Source organism: Streptomyces sp. NPDC043878 (genome assembly GCF_056435735.1).
This window is the reverse complement of record NZ_JBWKDW010000010.1, coordinates 20891-34262: the sequence shown is the minus strand read 5'-3', so window position 1 is coordinate 34262 and position 13372 is coordinate 20891. Positions and strand designations below refer to the sequence as shown.

General features: G+C 73.6%; 9 protein-coding genes. 4 read left to right on the top strand and 5 right to left on the bottom strand.

Translation table 11 applies throughout. The annotated features are described in order from the left end of the window. The first annotated feature begins 25 nt into the window (after window positions 1–25). Window positions 26–1126 carry a mechanosensitive ion channel family protein gene (locus AC07AZ_RS15800; protein WP_478847894.1) on the top strand — a complete coding sequence of 367 codons (1101 nt, stop codon included), beginning with the start codon at window positions 26–28 and terminating at the stop codon, window positions 1124–1126. On the opposite strand, the gene AC07AZ_RS15795 is transcribed toward AC07AZ_RS15800, so the two are convergent. Next, a complete protein-coding gene (locus AC07AZ_RS15795) occupies window positions 1123–2688 on the bottom strand; it encodes a M1 family metallopeptidase (protein WP_478847892.1) in 1566 nt (521 codons plus the stop codon). The genes AC07AZ_RS15800 and AC07AZ_RS15795 overlap by 4 nt on opposite strands. Before the next feature lie 209 nt (window positions 2689–2897). On the opposite strand from AC07AZ_RS15795, the gene AC07AZ_RS15790 reads away from it, so the two are divergent. After that, window positions 2898–5117 carry an NADP-dependent isocitrate dehydrogenase gene (locus AC07AZ_RS15790; RefSeq protein WP_478847890.1) on the top strand — a complete coding sequence of 740 codons (2220 nt, stop codon included), beginning with the start codon at window positions 2898–2900 and terminating at the stop codon, window positions 5115–5117. Window positions 5118–5276: 159 nt separating this feature from the next. Next, entirely contained in the window at window positions 5277–6074 is a 798-nt protein-coding gene (locus tag AC07AZ_RS15785; RefSeq protein WP_478847888.1) for an N-formylglutamate amidohydrolase, read from the top strand. Window positions 6075–6087: 13 nt separating this feature from the next. Here AC07AZ_RS15785 and AC07AZ_RS15780 read toward each other — a convergent pair whose 3' ends face one another. Genes AC07AZ_RS15780 through AC07AZ_RS15770 form a run of 3 tightly spaced genes read right to left on the bottom strand, consistent with a single transcriptional unit; the run spans window position 6088 to window position 8682 of the window. Further along, entirely contained in the window at window positions 6088–6609 is a 522-nt protein-coding gene (locus AC07AZ_RS15780; RefSeq protein ID WP_478847886.1) for a hypothetical protein, read from the bottom strand. 4 nt (window positions 6610–6613) lie between these two features. Further along, a complete protein-coding gene (locus tag AC07AZ_RS15775; RefSeq protein WP_478847884.1) occupies window positions 6614–7189 on the bottom strand; it encodes an RNA polymerase sigma factor in 576 nt (191 codons plus the stop codon). 59 nt (window positions 7190–7248) lie between these two features. Beyond that, a complete protein-coding gene (locus AC07AZ_RS15770; RefSeq protein WP_478847882.1) occupies window positions 7249–8682 on the bottom strand; it encodes a S8/S53 family peptidase in 1434 nt (477 codons plus the stop codon). A 149-nt stretch (window positions 8683–8831) separates the two neighbouring features. Between AC07AZ_RS15770 and AC07AZ_RS15765 the strand changes: the two genes are divergently transcribed. Continuing rightward, a complete protein-coding gene (locus tag AC07AZ_RS15765; RefSeq protein ID WP_478848263.1) occupies window positions 8832–11408 on the top strand; it encodes a CHAT domain-containing protein in 2577 nt (858 codons plus the stop codon). Between the two features lie 45 nt (window positions 11409–11453). Here the strand turns inward: AC07AZ_RS15765 and AC07AZ_RS15760 are convergent, their stop codons facing one another. Then, window positions 11454–13199: a LuxR family transcriptional regulator AbsR2 gene (locus AC07AZ_RS15760; protein ID WP_478847880.1), complete on the bottom strand. Its 1746-nt coding sequence runs from the start codon at window positions 13197–13199 to the stop codon at window positions 11454–11456. Window positions 13200–13372: the final 173 nt, after the last annotated feature.

The window sequence follows — 13372 nt, the reverse complement described above, 5'->3', positions numbered from 1 at the left end:
CAGTCCTTCTCCCCGGAGGTGTCCGGTGAAGCGCGCGCTCACCGTCGACGACCTGGTCATCGCCGGCATCGCGCTCGCGGCGGGCCTGCTCGCGGCGTTCGCTCTGCGACTGCTGCTGCGCTGGCTGGGCAAGCACGCCGACCGTACGCGCTGGGGCGGTGACGACGTCATCGTGGACGCGCTGCGGACCGTGGTGCCGTGGGCCGCGTTCGTGGCCGGCGCGGCCTCCGCCGGGGCGGCCCTGCCGCTGACGAAGACGGTGCAGAACCACGTCAACCAGTCCCTGACCGTGGTGCTGATCTTCGTGGTGACGCTGACGTCGGCCCGGGTGATCGCCGGCCTGGTGCGCTCGGTCACCCAGTCGCGTTCGGGCGTCGCGGCGTCGGCCACGATCTTCGTCAACATCACCCGGGTCCTGGTGCTGGCCATCGGCTTCCTGGTGGTGCTGCAGACGCTGGGCGTGTCCATAGCGCCGATGCTCACCGCCCTCGGCGTGGGTGGTCTGGCGGTCGCCCTCGCCCTCCAGGACACCCTCGCGAACCTCTTCGCGGGCATCCACATCCTCGCCTCCCGGACCGTCCAGCCCGGCGACTACATCCGGCTGAGCAGCGGCGAGGAGGGCTATGTCGAGGACATCAACTGGCGGCAGACGACCGTCCGCGCGCTGTCGAACAACCTGATCGTGATCCCCAACGGGGAGCTCGCCAAGACCAACATGACCAACTTCATGCGCCCCGAGCAGCGGCTGACGATCCTGGTCCAGGCCGGCGTGGCCTACGACAGCGACCTGGAGCACGTGGAACGGGTGACGACCGAGGTGGTCGCCGAGGTGATGACGGAGATCAGCGGGGCCGTTCCGGAGCACGAGCCAGCCGTCCGCTTCCACACCTTCGGCGACTCCCGGATCGGCTTCACGGTGATCCTGGGCGTCGGCGAGTTCAGCGACCAGTACCGGATCAAGCACGAGTTCATCAAGCGCCTGCACCGGCGCTACCGCGAGGAGGGCATCCGTATCCCGGCGCCCACCCGGACGGTGGCCCTCCAGCAGGGCTCGGCCGTCATCCCGCAGCAGCGCGGCACCGAGAACGAACCGGGCGAAGCGGCCTCCGCCCGGCTCGACCGCTAGGCCCCGACCCAGAGCGTCGCCGACGCGTCGTGGTAGTGGCCGCCCGCCCGGTTGTGCGGGGTGGCCAGGGAGGAGACCACCGGGGTGAGCGTCCAGTCCGGGTGTCCGGGCATCCGCGGTGTCGTCGTGCCGTACAGCCACTCGCGCAGGAAGCCCGACTGGTCTTGGCCGGAGACCTCGCAGGCGACGGCGATGTAGTCGTCCGTCGACGCCGCGCCGCCCCGGTGGCGCTCCAGGAAGGCCCGTTCGATCGCGTGGAAGACGTCCTCGCCGACGGCCTCCCGCAGGGCGTAGAGGACCAGGACGCCGCCCAGGTAGCGCTGGTTGTCGAAGAGGTTCTCCGCGTTCGGGGCGGCGACCGGCCCCGAGTCGTGCCGCCACTGGTCGCCGCGGGCGTAGGTGTCCTTCATCCGGGCTTCCATGGTGGTCAGGCCGAGGGAGTCGGCCCAGCCGCGTTCGTAGCGGTACAGCAGCCCGTAGAAGTCGGCGTGGCCCTCGTTGATCCACAGGTCGGCCCAGGTGGCGGGGCTGACGCTGTTGCCGAAGTAGGAGTGGACCAGCTCGTGCATCATGTGCGAGCCGATCTTCCTCTCCTCCTGGAGCAGGAAGTTCGGCTTGTACAGGGTGAGGGTCTGGGTCTCCAGGCCGGTGAAGTCGAAGGCGTTGGGGTCGTCGGAGTTGCAGGGCAGCAGTCCGTACGTCTCGAACGGGTAGGCCCCGAGCCGCGCCTCCAGCCACTCCACCTGTCCGGGGGTCAGGGCCAGGGCCGGCTCCAGGGCCTCGGCGCGCGCGGCCGGCACGACGTCCCGCAGCGGCAGGCCGTGCGGGCCCTGCCGGTCCTTGACCACGTAGTCGCCGACCGTGATCTGCACCAGTTCGGTGGCGAGGGGCGAGCGGGAGCGGTACGTGTACGCGGTCCGGCCGTCGTCGAGGTGCTCGGTGCACACGAGCAGGCCGTTCGCGACGCCGCGCAGCCCGGCCGGGACGGTGACGCGGAAGGTGAAGTCCGCCTTGTCCCGCGGGTGGTCGTTGCACGGGAAGACGGTGTGCGCCGAGTTGGGCTGGCCGGCCACCGCGAAGCCGTCGGGCGTGGGGACCCAGCCGGTGTGCGTGAGCGCGCGGCGCGGGTCGGCGCCGTACGCCACCCGGACGGTGACGCGGGTGCCGTCCGGCAGGGGCCGGCCGGGCGTGATCCGCAGCTTTTCGTCCGCCTGCTCGAACGCGGCGGGCCGGCCGCCGACGGTCACGGAGTGTATGTCCAGGCCGAGGGCGTCGAGGGAGAAGCGGGTGAGGGGCTGCGTGGTGTGCAGGTCCAGGGTCGCGGTGGCCTCGACGAGGCCGGTCGTCGCGTCGTAGGCGACGTCGAGGTGGTAGGCGCGGACGCGGTATCCGTCGTTGCCCAGCGCCGGGAAGACGGGGTCGCCGAGGGTCTCGGACCCGGGCGTCCCCTTCCCGCCTCCCGTCCGCTCCGGCGCCGCCTGGGCGGAGTGTCCCCCGGTCAGGGCCAGGGCGGTGCCGATCAGGGCGGTCGCCGGGGCCGTCACTCTGGTGCGATATCTCATGGTCCGCTTTCGCTCGGACGGCCGGATGGTCGGGCCCGGCCGTCGGTCGGGATGGGCGATCTACCTACTTGACCGCGGGTTGGGGCCGTCCGGTTGCCCCGGCGGGCGCACGGCGTGTCCGGAAGTGGACGCGGACCGCTGTCGAACCCGACCCGGTCACGAGATATCTTGATGTCGAGCAATGTTGCAGACGTGGAGCGGAGCACCCGGTGACTGACTCGACCATCATTTACACGCACACTGACGAGGCCCCGGCCCTGGCGACGTATTCCTTCCTGCCGGTGGTCGAGGCATACGCCTCCCAGGCGGGTGTCGCCGTGGAAACCCGCGACATCTCGCTGGCCGGGCGCATCATCGCCGTGTTCCCGGAGTACCTGACCGAGGACCAGCGGATCCCCGACGCACTGGCGGAGCTGGGCGAACTCGCCAAGACGCCCGAGGCGAACATCATCAAGCTGCCCAACGTCTCGGCGTCGATCCCGCAGCTCAAGGCCGCGGTCGCCGAGCTCAAGGGCCAGGGGTACGCGCTGCCGGACTACCCGGACGACCCCAGGAGCGACGAGGAGCGCGAGATCCGCGCCCGCTACGACAAGATCAAGGGTTCCGCCGTGAACCCGGTCCTGCGTGAGGGCAACTCCGACCGCCGCGCCCCCGCCTCGGTCAAGAACTACGCCAAGACCAACCCGCACCGCATGGGCGCCTGGACCTCCGAGTCCCGGACCAACGTGGCGACCATGGGCGAGAACGACTTCCGCTCCACCGAGAAGTCCGCGGTGATCAGCGAGAACGGCACCCTGCGTATCGAGCTCGTGGGCGACGACGGCACCACCACGGTGCTGCGCGAGTCCGTACCGGTCCTCGCCGACGAGGTCGTCGACGCGTCCGTGCTGCGCGTGGCCGCGCTGCGCGAGTTCCTCACCGAGCAGGTCGCCCGGGCCAAGGCCGAGGGCGTGCTGTTCTCCGTGCACCTCAAGGCCACGATGATGAAGGTCTCCGACCCGATCATCTTCGGTCACGTGCTGCGCGCCTTCTTCCCGCGGACGTTCGCGCGGTACGGCGAGACGCTCGCCGCGGCCGGCCTGACGCCCAACGACGGACTGGGCGGCATCTACAAGGGCCTGGAGGGCCTGCCCGAGGGCGCCGAGATCAAGGCGTCCTTCGACGCCGAGCTCGCCGAGGGCCCGGAGCTGGCGATGGTCGACTCCGACAAGGGCATCACCAACCTGCACGTGCCGTCGGACGTCATCGTCGACGCCTCGATGCCGGCCATGATCCGCACCTCCGGCCACATGTGGGGCCCCGACGGCCAGGAGGCCGACACCCTCGCGGTCCTCCCGGACTCCAGCTACTCGGGCGTCTACCAGGCCGTGATCGACGACTGCCGCGCCCACGGCGCCTACGACCCGTCGACCATGGGCTCGGTTCCCAACGTCGGTCTGATGGCGCAGAAGGCCGAGGAGTACGGCAGCCACGACAAGACCTTCGAGATCCCGACCACCGGCACGGTCCGCCTCGTCGACCAGGCCGGCAACGTCGTGATCGAGCAGACCGTCTCGGCCGGTGACATCTTCCGCGCCTGCCAGACCAAGGACGCCCCGATCCGGGACTGGGTCAAGCTGGCCGTCACCCGCGCCCGCGCCACCGGCAACCCGGCGGTGTTCTGGCTGGACGAGACCCGCGCCCACGACGCCAACCTGATCGCCAAGGTCCACACGTACCTGGCGGAGCACGACACCGAGGGCCTGGACATCCGGATCCTGAACCCGGTCGAGGCCACGAAGCTGTCGGTGGAGCGCATCCGCCGCGGCGAGGACACCATCTCGGTCACCGGCAACGTGCTGCGCGACTACCTCACCGACCTCTTCCCGATCCTGGAGCTGGGCACCAGCGCCAAGATGCTGTCGGTCGTCCCGCTGATGGCGGGCGGCGGCCTGTTCGAGACGGGCGCCGGCGGCTCCGCCCCGAAGCACGTCCAGCAGCTGGTCCGGGAGAACTACCTGCGCTGGGACTCCCTCGGCGAGTTCTTCGCCCTCGTGCCGTCCCTGGAGCAGTACGCGAAGACCACCGGCAACACCCGCGCCCAGGTCCTCGCCGACACCCTGGACCGCGCCACGGCGACCTTCCTCACCGAGGACAAGTCCCCGACCCGGCGCGTCGGCGGCATCGACAACCGCGGCAGCCACTTCTTCCTGTCCCTGTACTGGGCGCAGGAGCTGGCCCGGCAGACCGAGGACGCGGACCTGGCGAAGGTCTTCGCCCCGTTCGCCGAGACGCTCGCCGCGAACGAGGAGAAGATCGTCGGCGAGCTGAACGCCGTCCAGGGCGAGCCGGCCGACATCGGCGGCTACTACCGGCCCGACCCGGCCAAGGCCGCCGCGGTGATGCGTCCGTCGGCCACCTGGAACGAGACGCTGGCGTCGCTGAGCTGACCCACCCCCGACGGGCCACCGCCCGTCGGCACTCCGCCCCGGCCCGGGTCATCTCCCGGCCGGGGCGGCCGTGTTCACGGATCCGGGCGGGCCCGACCGTTCGGCGAGGTGGCACCCTGATCCCGCCGCACACCACCCACCAACGCACCCGGAGCAGCCGTGTCCTTCGCCGCATCGCCGTTCGCGTTCCTGCCGGGCGCGGACACCTCCCCGGTGATCCTCCATGTGCCGCACTCCGCGCGGGAGATACCGCCGGCCGTGCGCGCGGGCATCACGTTGGACGACACGGCGCTGGAGCGGGAACTCGACCACATCACCGACGCGCACACCGCGCGGCTCGCCGAGGAGGCGGCGCGGCTGTCCGCCGTCACGCCGTGGCGGTTCGTCAACCGGCTGTCCCGGCTGGTCGTCGACCCCGAGCGCTTCCCCGACGAGCGGGAGGAGATGCTGTCGGTGGGCATGGGCGCGGTGTACACCCGGACCACCCACCGGGAGGTGCTGCGGCCCGCGGACACCGACCCCGAGCCGCTCGTCGCGCGCTACTTCCGGCCGTACGCCCGGGCGATGACCGACGCCGTGGCGGACCGGCTGGCCGCCACGGGCCGGGCCGTGATCGTGGACGTGCACTCCTACCCCACCGACCCGCTGCCGTACGAACTGCACGGCACGGGCCCGCGGCCGCCCGTCTGCCTGGGCACCGACCCGTCCCACACCCCGCCCGAGCTGCTCGACGCCGCCCGGCGGGCGTTCGCGGGGCTCGGCGGGACCGGGACCGACAGCCCGTTCGGCGGCGCCTACGTACCCCTCCGGTTCCACGGCACCGAGCCGCGCGTCACGGCCCTGATGGTGGAGATCCGCCGGGACACCTACATGACGGAGCCGGGCGGTCCCGCCGGACCCGGGCTGTCCCGGCTCGCGGCGGCGCTGGCGGACCTGGTGGACGCGGTGACGGGGTGACCCGCCGACGGGCTCAGGCCCGCAGCCACTCGGTGACCACCACCTGGCCGTCGGTCCGCAGCCGCAGGGCGAACGGGCCGGCGGGGGTCACCCCGGACACGAAGCGGCCCAGGTCGTCCGCGTCCAGCGGTGCGGCCGACCGCAAGCCGGTGAGCACCTCGATCCGGGCCGGCCGCGGGGGCATCACCTGCCCCATCAGGCCCTGCGCGCTCACCTCCACGTCCACGGTCACGTCCCCCGAGTGGAAGGTCAGCATCCGCGGCGCGTCCGTGGCCCCCCGCACGGGGATGCCGTCGACGATCGAGTCGAAGGTCAGCTCCGCGATCCGCGCGTCGAGGTCGTGCAGCGCGTAGGCGTCCACCGCGACCCGGCGCAGCTCGGCCGGCACCGGATCGATGACGGCGGCGGCCCGGCGCAGCTCCTCCTCCAACAGGTCGGCGTCGAACTCCGCGTCGTCGTAGCCTTGTTCGCCGAGGTTCTCGTCGTCCGGGTCGTCCATGCCGTTCACGTCGTCCGTTCCGTTCGAGCCGTTCATGACCTCACATCGCCTCCCGTGCGTCGAGCCGGGCCCGCAGGCGGCGCAGACAGCGCTGGCGCAGCGGACCGATGCTGCCGACGGCGATGCCCAGAGCCGCGGACACCTCCTGGTAGCTGGGCGGCGGGGAGGCCATCAGGATGCGCAGCAACTGGCGGCAGCGCTCGCCGAGTTCCCCGAACTCCTGCCAGAGGTGCCGGATCCGCTCGGTCTCGACGGCGGCCTCCTCGGAGTCGATGAGGAACTCCTCGGGCGTACGGTCCTCGCTGACCCGGTCGAGCAGGTGGGGATCGTCCGTAGGGGTCAGCCGCCGCAGGCTCTTGAGCACCTTCAGGCACTCGTGGCGGGCGGTGCTCGCCAGCCACGACCCGGCCTTCTGCGGTTCGCGGATGCGCCCCAGGTGCTGGGCGAAGCGGAACCACACGGTCTGGTAGACCTCGTGGCCGTCGGCGTCGGAGAGCCGGTGTGCGCGCACCACCGACCACACCAGCGGGCTGAGCCCCTCCACCAGCGCTTTCCAGGCCGCCGCGTCGCCGTCGACGGCGGACTGGACGAGCACGCCGACATCTGCACGGTCCACGGCCCCACCCCTCGTGTACGGCCAGTCATCGTACGCCGCGGAGGGGGCGGCTTTGACCCTCATGATCCGGGAGCCAGCGTCACGACGGGGACCGGGCGCCAGGTGGGCGGACGCAGTGCCGGGACGTGCGCCCCGCGCACCTCGGCGAACTCGGTGGTGGACGCGAGCAGTTCACGTCGTGCGGCGCGCGCGTCGGGCTCCTTGTGCGCGGTCATGTGGGCGGCGACCATGCCGGCGGCCACGGGGGTGGCGAAGGAGGTGCCGCTCCAGTACGCGAAGCCGTCGAACAGCACCCGGTCCGGCGTGGCCGCGGTGCCGTCCTCGCTCAACAGGCCGGTGTGCGGCGGGTACTGGCAGGTGCAGTGGTAGGCGAACCCGAACCGGCAGGCGTCGTAGGTGGAGTGATGGTAGACGTACGGCACGGGCGCCTCGAAGCCGGTGAGGGAGCTGATCAGGCGCTCGCCGGGTGCGTAGGCCTTGACCCAGCCGCCGTGGTTGCTGAAGCAGGCGCCGAACTCGCCGTCGCTGCGCAGCGCCCCGACGGACAGCACGACGTCGCGGTGGTCGGGCAGGTCGGCGTAGGCGGCGGGCCAGAAGGGGGTGGCGCTGGCGTTGTTGCCGGCGGCCGCGACCAACAGGGTGCGCTGACCGCGCAGTTCCTCCATGAAGGCGTCCATGCCGAGCAGGCCGTCGGTGCGGCCGTTGGAGGTGCCGGCGGACAGACTGAGGATCTCGGGCCAGCCGTGCCGGTCGACGGCCTCGAAGAGCTTGGCGCCGAACTCCGACTCCAGGACGGCGCCCGCGTCGTTGAGCGTGTTGCGCACCGTGATGTCCGTGTTGGGCGCGACGGCCGCGACGATCCCGGCGATGAACGTGCCGTGGCCGACGTACTGCTGGAGGACGCCCTGGTCGTCCGTCTCCTTGATCTGGGCGTCGCCCTGGGTGTGCGCGAGCAGCGGGTAGGAGCGGTAGTCGTGCATCAGGCCGTTGTCGATGACGAGGACGCCGACCGCGGTGTCGGGGTCGTGCGCGCCTTCCACGACCGCCGGGTTGGGGCCGCCGGTGAGCGGGGCGGGCAGCGGTTCGTCACCCGGGCAGGCGTTGACCGGGGCGATGGACACGACGTGGTTGCGGCTGACCAGGCGGCGCCCCGCGCGTCCCTCCGCCTCCCGCAGGGCGCGCAGGGCACCGGCCACCGCACGGTCGCCGCGCCGGTCGCCGTGGCCCGGATCACCGACCTGGATACGGGTGACACCCGTGCGGTTGGCCTCCGGTCCCGCCCGGCGCACATGGTCGGCGACCAGCCCGGTGGCCGCGCCGAAGTGGGTGCGCACGGTGTCCTCGACGAGGCGGGCCTCCTCGCCGTCGCGGGCGAGGACGACACCCTTCTCGTAGAAGAACTCGGCGGCGTCGTCGGGTCCCATCGCGAGGGGGACGTCGGGCATCGAGCGCTGGATCTGGTCGAACTGCTCGTGGAATCGCTGAGGTGCCATGGCGTGTCCCTCCCACTGGTGCGGTGGTCGTCAATCAGAGCGACCGCCCCTTCGGTTGATACAGCGTCAAACACCTGTGGGGGGCAACGGCGAGCACTAGCATGCCTGGAGTGACAGCGGGAAGCGACTCTGTTCTCGAACTCCTGCCGATGGTGTTCGCCGCCCCGGGCGAGGCGCTGGCAAGGGCGCAAAGCCTCCTCGACGACGACGCTCCACCGCTGCACGCCTCCGTCGCCCACCAGGTGATCGGCATCTGGCAGCGCGACTTCGGGGATCTGCGGCTCGCGCTGACCCATCTGCGGCGCGCCCGTGATCTCGCGGCGCGCGCGGAGTCGGCCGACCGGGAGGCCGACGTCCTCGGCACGCTCGGCGTGGCGCTGGTCCACGCCGGCCGTACCCGGCAGGGGCTCGCCGCCTTCGAGCGGGGCGTCGCGCGCGGCACCGGCCTCACCCGCGCGCGGGTGCTGTACCGGCGGGCCTACGTGTGGTGGGTGCTGGGCCGCCACCGCGAGGCGCTGGACGACGTACGCCGGGCGATCTCCGTGCTGCGGCAGGCCGGCGACGTGATCTGGACGGCGCGGGCGCTGACCCTGCGCGCGACGGTGCATCTGGCGCTGGGCGCGGTGGAGCGCGCCGACGCCGACTTCTCCGCCGCCGAGGCCCTGTGGGACACCACGGGCCAGGAGCACGACAAGGCCGACGCCGTGGAGAGCCGGGGTCTGGCCGCGTTCCGCTCCGGTGACGTCCCGGTCGCGCTGCGGCTGCTGGACGAGGCGGAGGAGCGGTACGCCAGACTCGGCACGCCGACGTTCATGCTCTCCATCCGGCGCGCCGAGGTCCTGATGGCCGCCGGGCTCGCGCCGGAGGCACTCACCGAGGCCGACACGGCGATCGGGGTCCTCGACGGCATCGGCGGGCAGTCCACCCGCAAGGCGGAGCTGCTGCTCGTCGCCGCCCGGGCCGCCCGTCTCGCGGGTGACCCGCACACCGCGATCGCGCGCGCCGCCCTCGCGGTACGGCTGTTCGCGGGGCAGCGGCGCACCTGGTGGGAGACGCATGCCCGGCTGGTGCTGATCGAGGCGCGGCTGGCCGCCGGGCGCGGTTCGGGCCGGCTCGTCGCGGACGCGGCCGCGGTGGCCGACCGGCTGGCCGGCTTCGGCGCGCCCACCGCGCCCGAGGCGTCCCTGCTCGCGGGCCGGATAGCGCTGGGCCTCGGCTGGACGGCGGACGCCGAACGGCACCTCGCGGTCGCCGCCCGCAGCCGGCACAGCGGGCCGCCGCTCGCCCGGCTGACGGGCTGGGCCGCGCAGGCGCTGCGGGCCCGGGCCGCCGGCTCAGGGCGGGGTGTCCTGGAGGCCTGCCGACGCGGTCTCGACGTACTGGACGACCACCGGATGACGCTCGGCGCCTCGGAGTTGCGGGCCCGCGCCACCGAGCAGGGCGCGGAGCTGGCCGCGCTCGGCCAGCGGGCCAGTCTCGACTCGGGCGGCCCCCGGCGGCTGCTGGTGTGGAGCGAGCGCTGGCGGGCCACCGCGCTGTCCGCGCCGCCGACCCGGCCGCCCGCCGACCCCGCGCTGCTCAGCGGTCTCACCGCGTTCCGGGAGATCGCCTCGCGCGCGGAGGCCGCCCGCCTGGACGGCCATCCGGTGCCGGCGCTGGAGCGTGAACAGCGGCGCCTGGAGCGGGAGATCCGCTCCCGCACCCTGCACATCCGCGGCGAGTCGCCCGGCGACGGCCACCGGTTCGACCCGGGCAGACTGCTGGAACGCCTCGGTGACGACGTCCTGCTGGTGGAGCTGGCCGTGCTCGACGGGCGGGTGCACGTGCTGCTGTGCGGGCAGGGCCGGGTGCGGCGGTTCGAGGCGGGGCTGCTGGCGCATGCGGAGCGGGAGGCCGAGCATGTTCAGGCCGGGCTGCGGCGGCTGGCCCACCCCGGTGCCGAGGCGCGGCTGCCGCTGGTGGAGGCGGCGGGCCGCCGGCTGGAGGAGCTGCTGCTCGGGCCGGCGGTGGCGCACCTGGGCGGCGGCCCCGTCGTGGTGGTGCCGCCGGGCCGGCTGCACCGCGTGCCGTGGGCGCTGCTGCCCTCGCTGCGCGAGCGGGTGTTCAGCGTGTCGCCGTCCGCGTCCAGCTGGCTGCGCGCCCGGGAGACCGAGCCGCCGCCGGGCGGACGCCAGGTGCTGGTGCGCGGTCCGGGTCTGGCGACCGGCGGCGCGGAGGTGCCCGAACTGGCCGCCCGGTACGGCAGTCCCGTCGTGCCGGTGGTGCTGGAGGAGGACGACGCGCGCGTCCCCCGCGTCCTGGCGGAACTCGACGGCGCGGCCCTCGCCCACATCGCCGCGCACGGCACCTTCCGCGCGGACAGCCCCCTGTTCTCGGCGCTGCGGATGGCCGACGGCCCGCTGATCGTCCACGACTTCGAACGTCTGGACCGCAGCCCCTACCGGATCATCCTGTCCTGCTGCGACACCGCCCGCTTCGCGTCGGTCGGCGCCGACGAGCTGCTCGGGCTGGTCACCGCCCTGCTGCCGCTGGGCACGGCGGGTGTCGTGGCGTGCAGCGCCCCCGTCAACGACGCGGCCGTGGTGCCGCTGATGCTGACGCTGCACAAGGGGCTCAGCGCCGGTCTGTCGCTGGCCGAGGCGCTGCGCGACGCCCGGACCGCGCTGCCGGGTGACGCGGTGCACCAGGCCACGGGGTGGGCGTTCTCCGCGTTCGGGGCGGCCTGACCCCTCCCCCGATCACGGGGGTCAGACCGCCGGTCCGGGCGCGGTTCAGGCCGGCTGTGCCTCCGGCCTCTCCACGAGCCAGGACAGCGCGCCACGGTCGCCGGTGCCGAGGCGGGCGTACGCGCTGTACAGGTGGTTGCCGACGGTGCGGATCGACAGGGTGAGCTGTTCCGCGATCTGCCGGTTGCTCAGGCCCGCGGCGGCCAGGGTGACGATCTGCCGCTGCCGGGCGGTGAGTTCGCCCAGGGCGAGCCCCGACAGGGCCGGGGTGCGGGCGCCCTGGCAGCGCCGGGCCAGGGCGGCGGCGCGGGTGCGTGAGGTGCGCGCGGCGCGCGGGTCGCGGTGTGCCCTGACGGCCTGGGCGTGCGCCTCGGCGGCGAACAGCAGGAAGCCGCGCTCCTCCAGCACCTCGGCGGCCCGGTCCAGGGCGGGTCCGTCGCCGCGGGCGAGCGCGCTGGCGTGCGCCGCGAAGACCTCGGGCAGCCGTCCGGCGGCCTTCTCGGGTGCGCCGAGGCGTACGGCGTCGTAGGGTTCGCCGGCGAACGCCGGCGCCCCGGGCCGCAGGACTGTGACCTCGCCGGACTGGGCGGCGGCCAGGGCGAGTTCGGTCTGGCAGGACGGGTCGTCGCCGCCGCGCAGCCCCTCCCGTGCCCAGGCCGCCGCCTCCCGCAGTTCTCCCCGCAGCCGCGAGAACCGCGCGCGTACGGCGGCGTACCCGGCCGGTACCGGCGCGTCCCCGGCCACCAGCCACTCCCCCACGGGCGCCGGCGTGGTCCGGACGTCGGCCGCCTCGATGCGCCGGGTCAGCTCGGCCTGCTCCGCCCGCAGCGCGTCCGCGCACTGTTCCGGCCTGCGGGCCAGCCGCCGCGACCGCAGGCGTCCGGCCGCCGCTCGCAGCACCGGGCCGTGCAGGGGGTGGGTGAGCCGGACGGCGCCCTGGTCGTCGGCCTGGACCAGGCCGTCGGCCTCCAGGCGTTCGAGGCGGCCCAGGTCGAGGTCGTCCACACCGAGGGGCAACGGCTCGGCGAAGGCGAGGCGTTCGAGCGTGTCGCGCTCGTCGGGGTCGGTGCGGTCGAGGACCCGGGCCGCCCGTTCCCGGACGGTCGGCGTCAGCGGAACGGGCCCCCGCCAGGCCCATCCGTCCGAGCCCGGCACCCGGACGCGCCGCTCGCGCACCGCGCCCACCAGCTCGCGCAGGAGCCGCAGGTCACCCTGGCAGAGGTGGTGCAGCCGGTGGAAGGTGAGGGGTTCGGGGCCCTCGGCGAGCAGCCGCGCGGTCTCCTCGCGGGGCAGCGGCTCCAGGACGAGCCGCGGCAGGAGCTCCCCCGTCCACAGCCGGGACACCGCGCCGGGCACCGGAGCGCCGTCGGTGGCGACGACCACCAGCCGGGTCCGTCCGTGCACGGCGAGCTGGTGCACCAGCGCGGCGGAGGCGTCGTCCAGCAGGTGCGCGTCGTCCACCGTCAACAAACGTGTTCCGGCGAGAAGTTGGACGGCGCGGTGCAGAGAGACCGTCTCCGGCAGCAGGTGGGCGAACGCGGCGAAGGGCAGAGTGCGGGTCTCGGGCGTTCCGGCGACCCGGACGCCCTCGCCGCCGCGCAGCGCCTCGGTGACGAGCCGGGTCTTGCCGCAGCCCGCGGGACCCGTGATCACGATGCCCGGACGGCCGGCTCCCACCGACCGGCGCACCAGCTCCAGTTCGTCCGTCCGCCCGGTGAAGGGCCAGGGCAGTTCCAGGGTCTTCGCGTCCCGCTCGAAAGTCGTCACGAGAACTAGAGGCGCCCTACCCATGCTTGATACAGGGTGACTTGAGTAGGTCCCGACTCAGGCGCCCGCGGCCGGCCGGCGGCAGTCTGATCGTCATGACCGCACGCCACTGCTCCCTCGCGCGGCAGTCGGCCCCCGGCTTCGCACCGGGGCTGACCGCCGAGCGGCGCGGTGCGCTCGTCGGGGGACGCGCGACG

Excerpts from the sequence above, each read along its gene's own strand:
- AC07AZ_RS15780 (WP_478847886.1), bottom strand. The coding sequence starts at position 6,609 with ATGAACGGCTCGAACGGAACGGACGACGTGAACGGCATGGACGACCCG.
- AC07AZ_RS15765 (WP_478848263.1), top strand. The coding sequence starts at position 8,832 with ATGGTGTTCGCCGCCCCGGGCGAGGCGCTGGCAAGGGCGCAAAGCCTC.
- AC07AZ_RS15760 (WP_478847880.1), bottom strand. The coding sequence starts at position 13,199 with ATGGGTAGGGCGCCTCTAGTTCTCGTGACGACTTTCGAGCGGGACGCG.
- AC07AZ_RS15770 (WP_478847882.1), bottom strand. The coding sequence starts at position 8,682 with ATGGCACCTCAGCGATTCCACGAGCAGTTCGACCAGATCCAGCGCTCG.
- AC07AZ_RS15795 (WP_478847892.1), bottom strand. The coding sequence starts at position 2,688 with ATGAGATATCGCACCAGAGTGACGGCCCCGGCGACCGCCCTGATCGGC.